A 17959-nucleotide genomic window follows, 5' to 3' on the forward strand; every position below is an offset into this window, starting at 1 on the left:
GAAATGATATTGCGAACAGATGTAGCAATAGTGGTAGGAATTTATTTCTGTTTATTAATTGGATGGGGGCTTATTAACTTTATTCGAAATAACAGAAAAGAAGGAGTTACGTTAGAAAGCCAGTTTATTGGTCAACGTTCTTTTGGTTTTGGCCGTTTGTTGGCAACCTTAGTAGCTGCTTGGGCAAGTAACTATACGTTACTGGCCGCTGCTGAAAGTGGATTTACGAACGGTATTTCTGGTCCTATTTGGTATGCTTTAGGTGTGGCTTTACCAATATTGTTCTTCGTATGGCCTGTAAATATCGTAGCGAAAATTCGGGAAGCAATGCCACATGGCGTAACAATTGTAGAATATGTAGGAAAGCGCTATGATGAAAAATCGAGGGTTGCTTCACTTATTATCGTATTAATATCAAATATTTTATATTTAATTTCTGTCGTTATGGCGATTGGAATTGTTCTAGCTTCACTCTTAAATATCAAAATTAGTACAGCTACCATTATTGGTGGCGCAGTACTCGTAATTTATACTGCTTTAGGTGGATTTGAAGGGGTCGTATGGACTCACGTTTACCAGTTAGTTTTAGCAGGACTATCTATTATGGTAGCGTTAATCTTAACAATTCAAAATACAGGATTCTCCGGATTTGTAACTCAAATACCAGAACAAAACTTAAATGCATTAGCGTGGGGACCATTACAAATGGTCGATTTCTTCTTAGCGCTAACAGCATTAACTATTGCATCACCTGTTATTTGGCAACGAATTTTCTCAGCTAAAGATTCGAAGTCGGCGGAAAAGGCCATTTGGTGGTTCGGTCCCGTATGGGCACCGTTTGCTGTTGGTGCAGGATTGATTGGTATGGCAGCATTTATGCTCATGCCGGAAGTAGCACCTAGTGAATCAGCTACACGGTTTGTTATGGAACTGTTTCCTAACTGGGCGGCTGTTCTATTCCTCCTAGGTGGTATGGCGCTAGTATTTTCTTCTGGTGATGCCACGGTCAATAATATTGCATCGATTCTTCAGTTTGACATAATTAAAAAGGTAAGAAAGAAACCGTTAACGAAAAAGCAAAACTTATATGTGAGCTTCTTATTACAAATTGTTCTTGGGGTTTTCAGTATTGCTGGTGCCTTAGGCTTTAGTAGTATACTCGGGTTACTCGTATTAAATAGTGCTGTAAATATTGCTCTGATTTTCCCGTTGTACCTTGGCCTCGTTTGGAAAGGTACAAGTTCAAATGGTGCCTTTTGGTCGATGATTTTAAGTATTAGTATTGGTGGAACAATGCTAGTCCTTGACTTAGGACCAGTCGCGAACTTAACTGCATTAATAATTTCCGTATCAACGATTATCGGCATCTCTTATTTATCAAAAAACGAACAGATCGATTTAACAAAAAGGGGGGAGTACAGTGCCTAAAGTAGTAAAAGGAACAATTCTAGCAGTAGTCATATATACAATCTTTTACATCTTGGCGACAACAAATCAGGAAGCAAGTTTAACTATTCCTGCTGAAACAATGTATCTATTATTCATATACTCCATTGTTGGGTCAATAGGTATGGTTGTGGTACTCCCAATTATTATATTTAAAAACAGGAAGTGAGGGATTATGAAGTCTTGAAAGTACTAGTTTCCGGTTTTGAACCTTTTGGCGAGATGAACATTAACCCTACACAACAACTTGTTGAAAAAATAGCAGAAGTCGAGTTTGAAGGGGTTGACGTAAAGACAGTTTTATTACCTGTAAACTATGATGAATGTGTAGAAAAGATCACGAAAAAAATCGAAAAAGTGAACCCAGACATTGTTATATCCTGTGGTTTATTTGCAGGACGAACAGCAATCACCCCTGAACGAATTGGAATTAATGTGAAGGATACAATGGCAGAGGATCCGATTCCAGATAATAAGGGAACTAAACCTGTTGATGTCCCAGTAGTGAAGAACGGCCCAGATGGACTGTTTTCAACTATTCCAAATCGGCAGATTGTCGAACAACTTCAACAGGAGGCAATCCCGGCATTTATTTCTAACACTGCAGGAACTTATATTTGTAACAATACGTTATATGGAGTTTTACACTATATCCAAACGAATAAGTTAAAGGTAAAAGCGGGTTTTGTACATTTCCCTGCTAGTACAGAGATGGGGATTGAGAAGCCTACGCTACCTACATTACCAATGGAAACAATGATAAAAGGATTAGAAGTTATTATTCGAACATGTATAAAATAGCATTTACGAAAAGAATACCAAGCAACTATACTTGGTATTCTTTTCAAATTGTAGGTGATGAACTGTGCTAACGATTAAACCAATCGGGGATGTTGCCATTCGAATTCAATTTTCATCCGATATTCGAGAAGAAGTAAATCATCAGCTTCAAGCGTTTATTCAAAAGATTGAAGGTGAAAATGTCCCTGGAATTATTGAATGTATTCCGACGTATAATACGGTGGCGATTTACTATAATCCAAATTTAATAGAATATCGTAACCTTGTACAATTAGTAGAAACGATGTATGAAAAACCATCACTAGTCCAAAGTGTACGTCCAACTGTTTTTGAAATTCCTGTCTTGTATGGAAATGATTATGGTCCAGACTTACAGTTTGTGGCGGATTATCACAACATTACAATAGATGAAGTCATTGATGAACATGCCAATAAGGAGTATTTAATTTTTATGATGGGATTTGTGCCTGGTTTTCCGTATTTAGGCGGCTTATCCGAAAATGTGTCCGTACCAAGACTAGAGAATCCACGACCAAAAGTGGCAAGTGGTTCTGTCGGCATCGGAGGAAAGCAAACAGGTATTTATCCTGTTTCTGTACCATCTGGTTGGAGAATTATCGGGCGAACACCACTGCAGTTGATTAATATGAACAAAATGCCTCCTACTTTTTTAAAGTCGGGGAATTATATTAAATTTTTACCGGTTAGTGAAAAAGAATATATAGAAATTGAAAATCTCGTTTATCGAAACCAATATGAAGTCAAAACATATTATAAATAATTATTGGAAGTGATACTGATGACAAAAGTCGATTTAAATTGTGATTTAGGCGAAAGCTACGGAATTTTTAAACTAGGCAATGATGAAGAGGTTTTACAATATGTCTCATCAGCAAATGTTGCCTGTGGTTTTCATGCAGGAGATCATAACGTCATGAACCATACAGTGCAATTGGCGAAAAAATACGGTGTTAGCATCGGTGCTCATCCGGGCTTTTTAGATTTGCATGGGTTTGGTAGACGGGAAATGAATGTACCACCGAATGAAATTTTTAATCTAGTTGTCTACCAAATAGGTGCTCTACAAGCGGTAGCAAGCATTCATAATGTTTCTGTGAACCATGTGAAACCACATGGAGCACTATACAATCTAGCAGCAAAAAATAAGGAAGTGGCTGAAGCGGTAGCAGAAGCAGTCAAACAAGTAAATCCAAACCTAGTTCTTTTCGCCTTGCCTAACAGCCAATTGATGAAGGCTGGAAAGGATAGAGGGGTAAAGGTTGCTTCAGAAGTATTTGCTGATCGTACCTATCAACCTGATGGAACATTGACCCCGAGGACGATGCCAAATGCAATGATTCATGATAGTGAGGAAGCAGCTATGCAAGTGATCAAAATGGTTACAGAAGGGAAAGTAACGGCGGTAAACGGAGAACAAGTAGCCGTTGAAGCAAATACAATTTGTGTCCATGGGGATGGACCGAAAGCATTACAATTTGTTATGCAATTAAAACAAACATTAGAAGAACATAACGTTATTATCGAGAATAACTGGAGTGGCGCTTAATGGGTGCCCCTCTATTTAGAGTAGTGAAACCAGGACTCCAAACTACAATCCAAGATTTAGGGCGTTATGGATATCAAAAGTTTGGGGTTAACCCTTCAGGAGTTATGGATACATTTTCAGCCCAGGTAGCCAATATTTTAGTAGGAAACAAACCTAATGATGCAGTTATTGAAGCGACATTGATCGGGCCTGCAATGGAAGCGTTACGCGATATGAAAATTGCCATCTGTGGTGGAGATCTATCACCTGCATTGGACGGTGATAGTATAATGATGTGGAAAACAGTATTCGTAAAAAAAGGGCAATGCTTGTCCTTTGGTAATCCTGAAAATGGAGCTAGGGCTTATATTAGTGTAGTCGGCGGATTTAATGTACCGAAAGTAATGGGAAGTCGTTCGACAAATATGAGTATTGGATTTGGTGGATACGAAGGTCGACCGTTAAAAAAAGGAGATCTATTATTAGGCTATTCTTCAGCAACAGAGATGCAAAGGAATATTCGAACTAAATGGTTAAGCCAAAAGCATATTCCCTCTCTCTTTCCTGAACATGTGAACGTTAGAGTGATACCGGGACCACATGAAGAACAATTTACAGAAGAGGGAATTGAGACTTTTTATTCGAAAACGTATACCGTATCATCCCAATCAAATCGAATGGGCTATCGATTAGAGGGACCGCCTATAACACATAAACATCGAGCAGACATTATATCAGATGCGACCCCTTTCGGAGGTATTCAAATTCCAGCTGATGGTAAGCCAATCATTTTAATGGCAGATCGTCAAACTACTGGTGGATATACAAGAATAGGAACGGTCATATCCTACGACCTTCCTTTACTAGCACAGGCTTCTCCTGGGAAGAAGATTACCTTCTCACCAATCACTCTTGAGGAGGCACACAAGCTTTATCGAAATAGGCATAGATTCTTAAAGAAAATAACAATCGGATCTGAAGTGATGAAATACTGAAAACCTGCCATTCCTCTGGAAAGGCAGGTTTTCATTTGTAACCAACGCAATTCGTATGCGTCTAACGTAAAAAACACGTCTTAGAACTAATAGTAAAATAATGTAATAACTTTGTTTAAGTTGTATGATTATAGTATATTTATAGTAGTACTTTTGCAGAAAATTTAGATTTTAGGAGGCGTCTCAATTAATGGTGCAGCAAACAATAGTTTTTCATGAGAAGGCCGGCAAATTATTAAACAATATTCAAAAAGTAATTATCGGAAAAGATGAAGTAGCGACTCTCAGTATCGTAGCATTATTAGCGAAAGGGCACGTCCTGTTAGAAGATGTCCCTGGAGTTGGAAAAACGATGCTGGTTCGTACATTAGCTAAATCAGTAGACTGTGATTTTAAAAGAATTCAATTTACACCTGATCTTCTACCATCAGACGTAACGGGGGTTTCCATTTATAATCCCCAGGAATTAAAGTTCGAGTTCCGTCCAGGGCCAATTCTGGGAAATGTTGTATTGGCGGACGAAATTAATAGAACGTCTCCGAAAACTCAATCTGCCTTGCTGGAGGGTATGGAAGAAAGCAACATAACGGTTGACGGTACACCTGTACCTTTGAAAAAGCCGTTTTTTGTTATGGCAACACAAAACCCTATTGAATACGAAGGAACATATCCACTACCAGAAGCTCAACTTGATCGTTTCTTATTAAAGTTAAATATGGGTTATCCAACGCCGCATGAGGAGATGGAAATGTTAAACCGTATTTCCAATAATCATCCTGTCGATACGGTTGAAGCTGTAATGACTAAAGAAGAGCTCGTACAGTTACAGGAAGAGGTAGCGGAAATATACATTAGTCCTGAAGTACAACGTTATATTGTCAATATCGTGAATGGGACAAGAAGGCACGAAAAGGTCTATTTGGGGGCTAGTCCAAGGGGTTCAATAGCTTTGATGAAGGCTGCAAAAGCTTATGCGTTGTTACATGACCGGGACTACGTGATTCCTGATGATGTGAAATATTTGGCTCCATTCGTGTTAGCTCATCGAATTATTTTAACTTCTGAAGGGAAATTCGAAGCTAAAGGGGAAAAGGCAATTATTAATGAAGTGATTACCTATACAAATGTACCGATGGATAGGGGATCAGAATGAAAAAATGGTTTTCATACACGCTTAAAACGATAGGGGTAGTAGTAGCCCTCGCATCGCTTTTTTCATATGCGATGTTTCAAGGGGGATTCGTAAGCTGGTTTCTGTTCTTTAGTTTTCTTCCCGTATTACTGTACAGTTTTTCGATACTCGTTTACCCCCTTTCACGAATTCGTGTGGAACGCAAAATCTCTCGCAGGTTTGTAGAAGCGGGGAGCACGACTATGATAAAAGTAACAGTAAAGAGAAGTGGATTTTTCCCTTTGTATTATTGTGTTTTGGAAGACATTATTCCGGAGACCCTCTTTTGGAAGGATACGAGAGAACATAAATTTAAGTATATGCTTACTCCCGGTGTTTTGTTTGAAAAAAAAGGTGCGAAAAGAATCATCTTTCCTCTGTTTCGTAAAGAGTTCTCCTTCGAATATGGGATAGAGTATATTCCGAGGGGAGAACACCGGTTTGAACAAGTACAAGTGAAAATTGGGGATTTAATCGGGTTAGTAAGAAAGGAAAAGTGTTTTGCTGTGCATACGAATATGACAGCATATCCCGTTGAGCGTAATATTTCTATTCATAAGGAAGCACAAAGCTTTGAGGAAGGGGTTGCACCTTCTTTTAACCGACTCGTTAATAATACGACAGTTGTCTCAGGTGTACGTGAATATGCGCCGGGGGACCGCGTTTCCTGGATTGACTGGAAAGCGAGTGCACGCAAAAATGAAATGATGACAAAAGAGTTTGAGCAGGAGAAAAGTCATGACATGCTTATCACATTAGATACAACGTATAAGCAGCCATTTAATTGGCTCACTTTTGAGGGGGCTATCGAAACTACGTTCGCTCTTGTGAATGAATTGCGAAAAGAAGCATCTCAACTTGTATTTACTTCATTAGGTGCCCGTAGATACACTTTTCAAGTCCAGCACAACTCATTAAGCCAAGAAAAAATACGGCACCATTTAACAAAATTAAGACCGAGTGAAGGCAATTATGCGGAACTGTTGAAGGCGGAAGTGGGCAGGATGCCGCAAGGATTTATTCTTCTAAGCGTCACTTCTACCGTTACGGAGGAATTGTTTTTAATCCTTAGTCAGTTAAAACAACGTTGCCCGCGAATCATCGTGTTTGTCGTAAAACCGAAAAAATCCATTACAGATGAGGAACAAAAATGGTTTAAATTTTTAACGTCTAATGGAATTGTCGTAAATCTAGTAACTGAAAATAAACTGTTGAACAAAAGTATTGAGGTGAACGCATAATGCGTTTCAAAAGTTTAGGATATGACCAGTTGTTTATCAATATTATCATCTACTTATGTAGTTTCTTGCTATTTTTAGAATGGCTTAAACCGTTAACAGAATTTACAGACACGAGTAATATTGGCATCTTCGTTTTTTATGCCGCTTTTTGTTTCTTTATATCCTTTTTACGGCTTCGTTGGTGGATTAGTACGCCGCTAAAATTATTCGGGTTATTCTTCTTACTAAACGGTTTATATTTTGCTGCAGTACCTCTTTCCCCGTATTGGTTTCAAACATTGTCTTTAGAAATACAGCACAATGTTAGTGCGCTTTTCTCACAACAATGGTGGAGTATGACACCAATGTTTCGCACATTATTATTCCTTATTTTACTGTGGCTAATGAGTTATTTACTTTATTACTGGTTTATCGTTGCGAAAAAAACGTTCTTTTTCATTTTGCTAACTTTTATTTATTTAACCGTTATTGACACGTTTACCATGTTTGATGGAACATATGCGATTATTCGTTCATTTATCATCGCAATCATCGTATTAGGTGTAAGTAATATTTACAGCGTTTTACAAAGGGAACATATTCACCGGTTACCAAAAGGCAAGTATGCAGCGTGGATGTTGCCATTACTTTTTGTTGTCTTATTTTCCAGCCTGGTAGGTTTTGCAACACCAAAGTATGAACCAATTTGGCCAGACCCTGTCCCATTTCTAAAAAGTACGGCCGAAAGTGTATCAGGTACAGGACCTGGACCAGGTGTGAAGAAAATAGGTTATGGAGAAGATGATACACAACTAGGTGGGGCCTTCATTCAAGACGAAACGGTTGTTTTTTATGCCTATGCCGAAGAAGACCAATATTGGAGAATTGAAACAAAAGACGTATATACCGGTAAGGGCTGGGTTCGGAGTGATACGGATTATTCCCAACGAAGAGATGGGAACATTGATATGAGGACGTTTACGAATAACGTTGATACGGATTCAAAAACAGCTTCCATTACTTTTGAAGAAGGACAGGAATTGCCAAAAGTAGTGTATCCATATGGTTTGACGGGGATTGATTTAGGGCCGGGAATGAGTGCAAACTACTTCCAGTACAGCCCTGACACAGGAGAAATTTTATTACCGTTGAATAGTTATACAGTACGTTTTGAACAACCGAACTTTACATTTAATGCTCTCCGAAGTGCACCTGAAACAGACCCGAGAGAAATAAAAGAACAGTTTACCCAACTGCCAGATGACCTCCCTGATAGAGTGAGGGAATTGGCGCTAGATATTTCCGATGGAGAAGATAATCGATACGACATTGCAAAATCAATCGAAAGATATTTAGGATCAAGGTATAGCTACACCACAAAGGATGTTCCGGTTCCAACCGAAGACGAGGACTATGTCGATCAGTTTTTATTTGAATCATTAAAAGGTTATTGTGATAACTTTTCGTCTTCCATGGTTGTGATGTTGAGGACGTTAGATATCCCGGCTCGTTGGGTAAAGGGATTTACGGCAGGAGAAAGAGTCGAACAAAATTTAGTAGAGACGCCAATCGGCGAAAAATATTTATATGAGATACAAAATGCTAATGCCCATTCCTGGGTTGAAGTGTACTTCCCTGAAATTGGTTGGGTACCATTTGAACCAACTAGAGGCTTCATTAACGAGGCAAACTTTAGTTCTGGTCGTTCAATAGATGATATTTTGAATAATGATGATGATAACAACGAAGAGGAAGAAGAGGAAAAAAAACCTGAACAAGAAGAGGCGGGGCCCGCGGGACAAGATGATCAAAATGATTCCGGTTCATTTTTATCAGAAAAGGCAGTAAAAACAATTGCGATCGTAGGTTCTGTGTTACTCGTTCTATCTATTATCTTATATTTAAACAGGTATAAGTGGCTAGCATGGTATAATGTACGAAAGTATCGAAAAAAAGAGGATATACAGTCCTATCGAAAGGCCTATCGATTCCTTCTAGCTCTGCTTTCCCATAAAGGGATGAAGAAAAACAACGGTCAAACGTTGCGGGAGTATGCGCGTCAAATTGACCAAACCTTGGGAACGATCGAAATGCAAAGATTAACACATGAATATGAACGAATTGTCTACCGAAATGAGCAGGATGAAGGTCAGTGGAAAAAAATGAAGGATTTATGGGAACAAATGGTTATTCGGGTAATGTCTTGACCACCTTTGACTCCACTGTTAAAATGTTTTAAAAGTAAATAGATTCTATTTCCTCATATATGCTTGAAGATACGGTTCGAGCGTTTCTACTAGGACACCGTAAATGTCCTTGCTATGAGACTGAATGCTAGTATGACGAAGAATGCATATATACTGGATTTCTGTCTATCATAGGGAGAAATCCAGTTTTTTGTGTAAACTACTACATAGGAGTGACAGAAAATATGGCACATCAAAATGATGAATTAATACTCGTTTTAGATTTCGGAAGCCAATACAATCAGTTAATAACCCGTAGAATACGGGAATTTGGAGTTTACAGTGAACTTCATTCCCATAAGTTAACTGCCGATGAGATTCGTAAGATGAACCCGAAGGGCATTATTTTTTCCGGTGGTCCGAATAGTGTTTATGCGGAAGATAGTATGAGATGTGATGAGGAAATCTTTGAGTTAGGTATACCTGTCCTTGGTATTTGCTACGGAATGCAGCTTATGACACACCATTTCGGTGGTAAAGTAGAACGGGCTAGTAAACGGGAGTATGGTAAAGCGAACATTTCACTTCAAAATGATCCGAAACTATTTGCGAATCAGCCATCAGAGCAAACGGTTTGGATGAGCCATAGCGATAAAGTAAATGAAACACCAGAAGGATTCCAAGTAGATGCAACGAGTCCATCCTGCCCAATCGCCGCTATGTCTGATGAAAGCCGTCAAATGTATGGCGTTCAATTTCACCCTGAAGTACGTCATACTGAATTTGGAACGAAATTACTAGAAAACTTCGTATTCAATATTTGTAATTGCGCAGGGAACTGGACAATTGAAAACTTTATTGAAATGGAAATTCAAAAAATTCGCGATGAAGTCGGCGATGGAAAAGTGTTATGCGCATTAAGTGGAGGTGTTGACTCTTCAGTCGTAGCCGCACTATTGCATAAAGCGATTGGGAAACAATTAACTTGTATCTTCGTTGACCATGGCCTATTACGTAAAGGCGAAGCTGACAGTGTAATGGAAACGTTCCAAGATGGCTTCGATATGAACGTCATTAAAATTGATGCTAAGGATCGCTTTTTATCCAAGCTAGCAGGCGTAGCCGACCCGGAAAAGAAACGGAAAATTATCGGCAATGAGTTTATTCATGTTTTTGATGATGAAGCTGCACGACTGAAAGACATGGACTATTTGGCACAAGGAACGTTATATACGGATATTATTGAAAGTGGTACAGATACAGCGAAAACAATCAAGTCCCATCATAACGTAGGTGGACTTCCGGAAGATATGCGTTTTCAGTTAATTGAGCCATTAAATACTTTATTTAAAGATGAAGTCCGTGAACTAGGTACACAACTTGGGCTACCAGATGAAATTGTTTGGCGCCAGCCATTCCCTGGTCCAGGTTTAGCGATTCGTGTATTAGGTGAAGTAACGGAAGAAAAGTTGAAAATTGTCAGAGAATCGGATGCTATTTTGCGCGAGGAAATGAAAAATTCTGGTCAAGAAAAAGAAGTATGGCAGTTCTTTACTGTACTACCGAATATTAAGAGTGTAGGGGTAATGGGTGACGAAAGAACATATGATCATACTATCGGTATTCGTGCGGTAACGTCTATTGATGGAATGACATCAGACTGGGCTCGAATTCCCTATGAAGTACTAGAAAGAATATCAAGCCGTATCGTAAACGAAGTAGAACATATTAACCGAGTCGTTTATGATATAACAAGTAAGCCTCCAGCTACTATCGAGTGGGAATAAGCGAACTATCTACAAAAAAACAACTAAATCATTCGTATTTTAGTTGACAAACTCATACTTTAGTCTATAATAAAGAAGTATCATTCATAATAATTATTATATACCGTCGTATAATTTTGGGAATATGGCCCATGAGTTTCTACCAAACCACCGTAAATGGTTTGACTACGAGGGTTAATTGCACCTAAATAGACTTTTTGTGTGCGATTTTCCTTCTGTACGTTCAGAAACTCCTGGCCTAATGGTTGGGAGTTTTTTATTTTACGATTTTAAAAACAAACTGAGGAGGATGACTAACGATGAAAAAGTATTTTCAATTTGATGAGTTAGGAACTAATTATAAAACAGAATTTATTGCTGGTTTAACTACGTTCTTATCTATGGCTTATATTTTATTCTTAAATCCAATTATTTTAACACTTGATGGTGTACCTGATGAAGCGTTGGCAGAAGGAGTTACTAGAATCGACGGTGGAGCAGTATTTACGGCTACTGCTTTAGCGGCTGCAATTGGTACATTGATTATGGGACTATTAGCGAAGTACCCGATAGCTCTAGCCCCGGGTATGGGTCTAAACGCATTTTTTGCTTTCTCTGTTTCTTTAGGAATGGGGATTAATTGGGATACAGCGTTAGCTGGTGTTCTAGTATCTGGTCTCATTTTTATTCTCTTAACAGTAACTGGTTTACGTGAAAAAATTATTAACGCAATACCGTCTAATTTAAAACATGCAGTAGGTGCTGGTATTGGATTATTTATTGCGTTTATCGGTTTGCAAGGTGCGGGGATCATTGAGGCTGATGGAGCTACACTAGTTGGGTTAGGTGACTTAAGCGAACCAACGACATTACTTGCTATATTTGGACTGATTGCAACTGTAGTATTGCTAACCATTGGTTTTAAAGCAGGTATTTTTTATGGAATGATTTTAACGGCAATTGCCGGTATGATGTTCGGATTGATTGATACTCCGAAAGCAGTTAGTGACGTAGTGGGAAGTGTTCCAAGTATTGCACCGACGTTCGGTCAGGCGATTGCCCATCTAGGTGACATCTTTACAATTGAAATGTTAATTGTTATTTTAACATTCTTATTCGTAGATTTCTTTGATACTGCTGGTACTTTAGTAGCGGTAGCATCACAAGCAGGATTTATTAAGGATAATAAACTGCCACGTGCAAACAAAGCGTTATTAGCAGATTCAACAGCGACTGTTGCAGGATCTATTTTAGGTACATCTACAACTACATCTTATATTGAGTCTTCTGCAGGTGTTGGTGCAGGTGGTCGTACAGGATTTACTTCTGTTGTTACAGCCGGATTTTTCTTAATTGCGCTATTCTTTTCACCATTACTAGCAGTCGTTACCACTCAAGTAACAGCCGCTGCACTAATTATTGTGGGTGTGCTAATGGCTTCTAATTTAAAGCATATTGAGTGGGATCGCTTTGAAATTGCTGTTCCAGCCTTTTTAACAATGTTTGCTATGCCATTAACGTATAGTATTGCAAATGGGATTGCCATTGGATTTATTCTATATCCAGTGCTTATGTTGTTAAAAGGACGTGGGAAAGAAATTAACCCGGTTATGTATGTACTATTTATTATCTTTGTCTTATACTTCTTATTCTTGCCACAAGTTTAATAGAGTAAAAGCTTAGCCGTTTTTAATGGCTAAGCTTTTATTATTTTTCCTACTTTTTTATTGACCAGCTTGTTTTCAGATGGTATATTCATTACGTATTTTCCAAGAGGGCCTGTAGCTTAGCTGGTTAGAGCGCACGCCTGATAAGCGTGAGGTCGGTGGTTCAAGTCCACTTAGGCCCATCCATAAGAGAGAAGCCAGAAAGTTCTTGCTTTCTGGCTTTTATTTATTTTTTAGTATTTTAATAGGGACGCGATGTTTGTTTGATTGTTTCGTGATTAGCCGATAGAGATTCATAATTAATAACCCGTTTTTATAAGTCGCATCAATTTTGTCACTTCGAACAGGAAACGGGAGATCAATTTTCCGGTCAAAGGAACCTTGAACGATTTCCTCTTGAACGAGTTGCCCTGACTGATGTATTGGAATTTCCCCCCGAACTTCCAATGTAGCATAGTCTACGTAAACATTAATATTTTTGACATCTTCAATTCCGGGTATATTAAATATACAACATACTTCGTTATCGTATTGATATACATTTACTTGTGGGATTGGGGGCTTTAAAACGTGATCAAATTCGTTCCAAAAGCTCTCTCCAAAGAAACGGTCCATATTCTTTTTCCAATCTTGCATATTTTGAAAAGGATCCATTCACTACCCTCCTAAACAAGTCACACCGATGTTTAGGCATCAGCATAAGTGTAAACAATGCGTTATATAGTATGCGTCTCATATAGAGTTGGTTCATTTTATTTTAAGAGGAGGAAATAATAATAATGCTGGAAAATGCATTTATAATGATAGTCATTATTTTGGCGGTAAATATTACGTATGTTTCGTTATTTACAGTTCGGATGATTTTAACTTTGAAAGGGCAACGTTATACTGCAGCCTTTGTAAGTACAGTAGAAGTTGTTATATACATATTTGGTTTAGGTCTCGTTTTAGATAATTTAGATCAAATTCACAATTTATTAGCTTACGCGATTGGGTACGGCTTAGGTGTTATAGCCGGTATGAAAATAGAAGAAAAATTAGCTTTAGGCTATATTACTGTAAATGTCATTTCTTCAGATCCCGACATTGAATTTACAAAAAAATTAAGAGATAAAGGTTATGGTGTGACAAGCTGGTTTGCGTATGGAATGGATGGAGATCGCTTAGCCATGCAAATTTTAACGCCAAGAAAGTATGAATTAAACTTATACAGCACAATTAAGGAGTTAGATCCAAAAGCATTTATCATCGCATACGAGCCGAAAAGTATTCACGGTGGATTTTGGGTGAAACAAGTTCGTAAAGGCCGACTAAAGAAAAAGGCGTAATCGTTAAGGAAGGAGGCAATTTTGTTTTGGGTAAAAAGAAGAAGAAGGAAAGGTTTTATGTAAAAGATGGAGAGACAATTGATCAATGTTTAGAGCGGATCAAGAAAGAAGGATATATGCCGGTAAAACGATTAGAGAAACCGATATTTCAAGAGATAAAAGAAAATGGCTCTACTACAGTAGAACCAGTTAAGAGAGAAATCATGTTTGAAGCTCTATTAATGGACCAAGAATAATCATGATCGCATTTAGGAGGCCTAAGATTGGCCTTCTTCATTTTCAGTAACCGTTTGACTCGGATTTTCCTTTTGCGACTGCTTTGTTGTTGAGTTTTCGAGAGTTCTTTCTGTAAGGTCTGTTACAGGACAATAACGTAAAATCCCTTCACCAACCTTCATAGCGCTTAACAACATAATTAAGATATTGCTTTGGCGCCACGGCCGTCTAATTAAACTAACTGTTGCATAACTTAACAATGTTAACCCTGTTGTAATTCGGATCAACCCGTTTATAAGTCCAATGTTAGGTTTTACCAACTTAACCCTTCCCTTCACAGTTTTAATGTATTAAAATTTTATATACAATGATTTTTTATTAAGGGGGATTGTTATGAGTGAGCATCGCTACAAATGGCGTAACCGACAACTAAGGGAACACGTTGCCGTAATAGATGGTAAATTAGCACCTTCCATCGTACTAAAGGATGCTACCTATTTAAATGTTTACTTAAAAAGGTGGATGAGTGGGCATATATGGATTTACGACGATCGTATTGTCTACGTTGGTGATCAGCTTCCAAGTATGCTTGAAGGCACAGAAATTGTGAATTGTGAGTCCCTTTATCTAGTCCCTGGGTACATTGAGCCTCATGCCCATCCGTTTCAATTATATAATCCCCATAACTTATCCGAATATGCAGCTAAGACTGGCACCACTGTATTTATTAACGATAATTTACCGCTTCTTTTTTTAATGGATAAAAAGAAAGCGTTTTCTTTAATAGATCGGTTTCATCAGCTGCCGTCATCTCTATATTGGTGGTCCAGGTTTGATTCACAATCTGCATTGCAGGATGAAGAATCCTTTATTAAAAATGCGAATATTTTATCCTGGTTAAAACACGATGCGGTTTTACAAGGGGGAGAACTCACATCATGGCCATCTGTATTAAAAGATGATGACCGCATGTTGCACTGGATGCAAGAAGCAAAGCGATTAAAGAAGCCTGTAGAAGGTCACTTTCCCGGGTCATCAACTGAAACTTTAACGAAAATGAAATTGTTAGGCGCAGATGGTGACCATGAAGCTATTACAGGCGAAGAAGTTTACCGTAGACTGATTCTCGGTTATTATGTAGCATTGCGCAACTCATCCATACGACCAGACTTAAGAAGACTGTTTCAGGAGTTAAAATCATTTCAGATTACCGAGTTTGATCAAATGATGCTTACTACTGATGGTGCGACACCTTCGTTTTATAAGGAAGGTGTCATGAATAAATGTATTGAAATTGCCATAGATGAAGGTGTACGTCCGGAAGAGGCGTATCGGATGGGATCCTATAATGCGGCAAAGTATTTTGGTATTGATCATCATACAGGAAGCATTGGACCTGGAAGATTGGCACATATTAACTTTTTAGAAGCTTTGGATAATCCCACACCAGTACGCGTACTTGCAAAAGGGAATTGGGTAGATCAAACAAGTCAAAAAACGAAAGTGAATTGGCATGAATATGGGATTCAACCATTACAAATTGATTGGTCTTTAAATGACAGTGACTTCCGTTTTTACGTGCCTGTAGGTTTGGAAATGGTGAACGATGTTATTATGAAGCCGTTTACGATAAAAGCGAAATATGAAAATGAACTAAATAAGTTAGACGATGGTGACAATCTATCCTTTCTCATTATGTTAGATCAAAAAGGCAGTTGGCGTATATCAACGTTATTAAAGGGGTTTACGAAGTCACTTGGTGGTTTAGTGAGTTCTTATTCTAACACGGGTGACATTATTTTAACTGGTGTACGAAAATCGGATATGAACTTAGCCTTTGAACGCATGAAGGAGATTGGCGGAGGTATTGTGTTAGCGAATGAAGGGGATATCATTTTTGAGCTCCCTTTAACTTTAAGTGGTATGATGTACGATGGTAATATGGAAACGTTAATGGAGAAAGAAGCTCGATTAACGAAGTTGTTAAAACAATATGGATACGCTTTTGATGACCCTATTTATACAATTTTATTCTTATCAGCGATACATTTGCCTTATATTCGGATTACACCTCAAGGAATTATCGATGTGAAAAAGAAAGAGGTACTCTTTCCTTCGATTATGCGTTAAAATATAAAAGTGGTAACGTTTAAACGTAATAAAGGTGGGATAAAGTGAAACAGAAAGCTTGGTTGATGGTTTACTTCATCGTATTCTTGTTCGTCTTGATGACTGCATGCTCAAGTGAAAAATCATCGACAGACGAAGATACAGAGCCCGTAAATGCACCAGTAGAAAATCGTGATCCCGAGCCGGATCCGGAACCAGACCCTGAACCAGAGGCTGAGCCCGAACCCGAACCTGAATATACTTACCCTTTCACAGGTATAAAGACTGATGAGCCAATCGATAACCGTTTAGTTAGTGTAATGATAAATAATCATACAAAAGCCCGCCCGCAAACAGGGCTGTCTAAGGCAGATATCGTCTATGAAATATTAGCAGAAGGGCCGATCACAAGATTTTTGGCATTCTTCCATAGTGACCAACCTGAACTTGTTGGTCCTGTACGCAGTGCAAGAGAATATTACGCTGATCTCGCGCTAGGTATGGATTCCATATATATTTATCACGGCGCAGCAACACATGTAGAACAAAATATCATCAATACAGGGTTAAATCTTATCAGTGGAGCAATTTATGATAATGATCAATTTTTGTTCAAACGTGAAGATTTTCGTAATGCTCCACACGATTCGTATTTAATATTTCCGAATGTGTATACGGTGGCAGAGCAAAAGAATTATGATGTGAAAAAGAATTATGAACCGTATCCGTTTTTAACGAAAGATGGCGCAAACGAGATATCAGGAGAAAGTGCAAATGAAATTCATATCACATATCGAGAGGGTTTAGAAGAGGTTTCGTACGAATTTGATTCTACGGAGAAAAAGTATATTCGATTCAATGATGGGGAAAAAACAGTTGAACTAGAAAACGAGGAGCCGGTTTATATTGATAACATCTTCATTGTTGAGACACCGCACCGTGTCATAGACTCGGCAAATCGTCGTTCCATCGATTTAAACTCCGGCGGAAATGGCTATTTAATCCGCAATGGCATTGTTGAAGAAGTTGAATGGAAAAACGTCAATGGACGCATTTTGCCATTTTATAAGGACGGGACAGAAGCGAAGTTTAGTCCGGGTAAAACATGGATTAACGTTATTCCTACTTCTCCAGGATTACAACATGCAGTCCAAATCAAATAAATGTACCATGAAATAAAGGAGCGTGAGCCTAATGCAAATTGATAAACTTCGAGGAAAAGAACTAGACCAATTATTTAATGCCATTTTGTCATTGCAAGATATCGAAGAATGTTATCGCTTATTTGATGACTTAGCTACTGTAAATGAAATTCAATCACTTGCGCAGCGGCTGGAAGTGGCGCGAATGTTACGGGAAGGGTACACATATCATAAGATTGAAACAGAAACAGGGGCATCGACGGCGACCATTTCCCGTGTAAAACGATGCTTAAACTACGGTAACGATGCTTATGAAATGGTGCTGAATCGTATTCATAATGCAGAATAAAAGGAGTGTGACAGAAC

The 17959-nt window shown here is 38.4% G+C and carries 18 protein-coding genes, 1 tRNA gene and 2 riboswitches; of the genes, 17 read left to right on the forward strand and 2 right to left on the reverse strand.

The window, feature by feature from the left end:
- The first annotated feature begins 9 nt into the window (after window positions 1-9).
- From NLW78_RS13415 to NLW78_RS13470, 12 genes are all read left to right on the forward strand, one after another.
- Entirely contained in the window at window positions 10-1428 is a 1419-nt protein-coding gene (locus NLW78_RS13415) for a sodium:solute symporter family protein (RefSeq protein ID WP_254497666.1), read from the forward strand.
- Window positions 1421-1615 carry a hypothetical protein gene (locus NLW78_RS13420; RefSeq protein WP_254497667.1) on the forward strand — a complete coding sequence of 65 codons (195 nt, stop codon included), beginning with the start codon at window positions 1421-1423 and terminating at the stop codon, window positions 1613-1615. The genes NLW78_RS13415 and NLW78_RS13420 overlap by 8 nt, the downstream gene beginning before the upstream one ends.
- Before the next feature lie 14 nt (window positions 1616-1629).
- The gene (pcp, locus tag NLW78_RS13425) at window positions 1630-2247 is read left to right on the forward strand and encodes a pyroglutamyl-peptidase I (protein WP_254497668.1); all 618 of its coding nucleotides are present in this window, start codon (window positions 1630-1632) and stop codon (window positions 2245-2247) included.
- A gap of 64 nt (window positions 2248-2311) precedes the next feature.
- Window positions 2312-3028 carry a 5-oxoprolinase subunit PxpB gene (gene pxpB / locus NLW78_RS13430; protein WP_254497669.1) on the forward strand — a complete coding sequence of 239 codons (717 nt, stop codon included), beginning with the start codon at window positions 2312-2314 and terminating at the stop codon, window positions 3026-3028.
- An 18-nt stretch (window positions 3029-3046) separates the two neighbouring features.
- Window positions 3047-3814 carry a 5-oxoprolinase subunit PxpA gene (locus NLW78_RS13435; RefSeq protein ID WP_254497670.1) on the forward strand — a complete coding sequence of 256 codons (768 nt, stop codon included), beginning with the start codon at window positions 3047-3049 and terminating at the stop codon, window positions 3812-3814.
- Window positions 3814-4788 (forward strand): 5-oxoprolinase subunit C family protein, encoded by a 975-nt coding sequence (locus NLW78_RS13440; protein ID WP_254497671.1) that lies wholly within the window; start codon window positions 3814-3816, stop codon window positions 4786-4788. The genes NLW78_RS13435 and NLW78_RS13440 overlap by 1 nt, the downstream gene beginning before the upstream one ends.
- Window positions 4789-4978: 190 nt before the next feature.
- Window positions 4979-5941: an AAA family ATPase gene (locus NLW78_RS13445; protein ID WP_254497672.1), complete on the forward strand. Its 963-nt coding sequence runs from the start codon at window positions 4979-4981 to the stop codon at window positions 5939-5941.
- Window positions 5938-7200: a DUF58 domain-containing protein gene (locus NLW78_RS13450; RefSeq protein ID WP_254497673.1), complete on the forward strand. Its 1263-nt coding sequence runs from the start codon at window positions 5938-5940 to the stop codon at window positions 7198-7200. Before NLW78_RS13445 ends, NLW78_RS13450 begins: the two co-directional genes overlap by 4 nt.
- Window positions 7200-9386 carry a DUF4129 domain-containing transglutaminase family protein gene (locus NLW78_RS13455; RefSeq protein ID WP_254497674.1) on the forward strand — a complete coding sequence of 729 codons (2187 nt, stop codon included), beginning with the start codon at window positions 7200-7202 and terminating at the stop codon, window positions 9384-9386. The genes NLW78_RS13450 and NLW78_RS13455 overlap by 1 nt, the downstream gene beginning before the upstream one ends.
- 33 nt (window positions 9387-9419) lie before the next feature.
- A riboswitch (purine riboswitch) is annotated at window positions 9420-9521 on the forward strand.
- A gap of 89 nt (window positions 9522-9610) precedes the next feature.
- Entirely contained in the window at window positions 9611-11152 is a 1542-nt protein-coding gene (guaA, locus tag NLW78_RS13460) for a glutamine-hydrolyzing GMP synthase (RefSeq protein WP_254497675.1), read from the forward strand.
- Between the two features lie 86 nt (window positions 11153-11238).
- A riboswitch (purine riboswitch) is annotated at window positions 11239-11340 on the forward strand.
- A 111-nt stretch (window positions 11341-11451) separates the two neighbouring features.
- Window positions 11452-12798 (forward strand): NCS2 family permease, encoded by a 1347-nt coding sequence (locus NLW78_RS13465; RefSeq protein ID WP_254497676.1) that lies wholly within the window; start codon window positions 11452-11454, stop codon window positions 12796-12798.
- A gap of 108 nt (window positions 12799-12906) precedes the next feature.
- A tRNA-Ile gene (locus NLW78_RS13470) sits at window positions 12907-12980 on the forward strand.
- Between the two features lie 40 nt (window positions 12981-13020).
- On the opposite strand, the gene NLW78_RS13475 is transcribed toward NLW78_RS13470, so the two are convergent.
- Complete coding sequence (locus NLW78_RS13475; RefSeq protein ID WP_254497677.1) at window positions 13021-13452, reverse strand: Hsp20/alpha crystallin family protein; 432 nt, start codon at window positions 13450-13452, stop codon at window positions 13021-13023.
- Window positions 13453-13577: 125 nt separating this feature from the next.
- Between NLW78_RS13475 and NLW78_RS13480 the strand changes: the two genes are divergently transcribed.
- Window positions 13578-14126, forward strand: coding sequence for a DUF2179 domain-containing protein (locus NLW78_RS13480; RefSeq protein ID WP_254497678.1), 549 nt, complete (start codon window positions 13578-13580; stop codon window positions 14124-14126).
- 26 nt (window positions 14127-14152) lie between these two features.
- A complete protein-coding gene (locus tag NLW78_RS13485; protein ID WP_254497679.1) occupies window positions 14153-14362 on the forward strand; it encodes an NETI motif-containing protein in 210 nt (69 codons plus the stop codon).
- Between the two features lie 21 nt (window positions 14363-14383).
- Here the strand turns inward: NLW78_RS13485 and NLW78_RS13490 are convergent, their stop codons facing one another.
- Entirely contained in the window at window positions 14384-14662 is a 279-nt protein-coding gene (locus NLW78_RS13490; RefSeq protein ID WP_254497680.1) for a YgaP family membrane protein, read from the reverse strand.
- 73 nt (window positions 14663-14735) lie between these two features.
- Between NLW78_RS13490 and NLW78_RS13495 the strand changes: the two genes are divergently transcribed.
- From NLW78_RS13495 to NLW78_RS13505, 3 genes are read left to right on the forward strand one after another with little or no spacing between them, the layout of a single operon-like run.
- Entirely contained in the window at window positions 14736-16472 is a 1737-nt protein-coding gene (locus tag NLW78_RS13495; protein ID WP_254497681.1) for an adenine deaminase C-terminal domain-containing protein, read from the forward strand.
- Window positions 16473-16516: 44 nt separating this feature from the next.
- Window positions 16517-17614 (forward strand): DUF3048 domain-containing protein, encoded by a 1098-nt coding sequence (locus NLW78_RS13500; RefSeq protein WP_254497682.1) that lies wholly within the window; start codon window positions 16517-16519, stop codon window positions 17612-17614.
- A gap of 31 nt (window positions 17615-17645) precedes the next feature.
- Window positions 17646-17942 carry a YerC/YecD family TrpR-related protein gene (locus NLW78_RS13505; protein WP_254497683.1) on the forward strand — a complete coding sequence of 99 codons (297 nt, stop codon included), beginning with the start codon at window positions 17646-17648 and terminating at the stop codon, window positions 17940-17942.
- Window positions 17943-17959: the final 17 nt, after the last annotated feature.

The organism is Salirhabdus salicampi, assembly GCF_024259515.1.
Taxonomy (GTDB): Bacteria; Bacillota; Bacilli; order Bacillales; family Alkalibacillaceae; genus Salirhabdus_A; species Salirhabdus_A salicampi.

Coding starts and splice junctions, on each gene's coding strand:
- NLW78_RS13435 (WP_254497670.1), top strand. CDS start 3,047: ATGACAAAAGTCGATTTAAATTGTGATTTAGGCGAAAGCTACGGAATT.
- NLW78_RS13440 (WP_254497671.1), top strand. CDS start 3,814: ATGGGTGCCCCTCTATTTAGAGTAGTGAAACCAGGACTCCAAACTACA.
- NLW78_RS13445 (WP_254497672.1), top strand. CDS start 4,979: ATGGTGCAGCAAACAATAGTTTTTCATGAGAAGGCCGGCAAATTATTA.
- NLW78_RS13450 (WP_254497673.1), top strand. CDS start 5,938: ATGAAAAAATGGTTTTCATACACGCTTAAAACGATAGGGGTAGTAGTA.
- NLW78_RS13455 (WP_254497674.1), top strand. CDS start 7,200: ATGCGTTTCAAAAGTTTAGGATATGACCAGTTGTTTATCAATATTATC.
- guaA (WP_254497675.1), top strand. CDS start 9,611: ATGGCACATCAAAATGATGAATTAATACTCGTTTTAGATTTCGGAAGC.
- NLW78_RS13465 (WP_254497676.1), top strand. CDS start 11,452: ATGAAAAAGTATTTTCAATTTGATGAGTTAGGAACTAATTATAAAACA.
- NLW78_RS13475 (WP_254497677.1), bottom strand. CDS start 13,452: ATGGATCCTTTTCAAAATATGCAAGATTGGAAAAAGAATATGGACCGT.
- NLW78_RS13480 (WP_254497678.1), top strand. CDS start 13,578: ATGCTGGAAAATGCATTTATAATGATAGTCATTATTTTGGCGGTAAAT.
- NLW78_RS13495 (WP_254497681.1), top strand. CDS start 14,736: ATGAGTGAGCATCGCTACAAATGGCGTAACCGACAACTAAGGGAACAC.
- NLW78_RS13505 (WP_254497683.1), top strand. CDS start 17,646: ATGCAAATTGATAAACTTCGAGGAAAAGAACTAGACCAATTATTTAAT.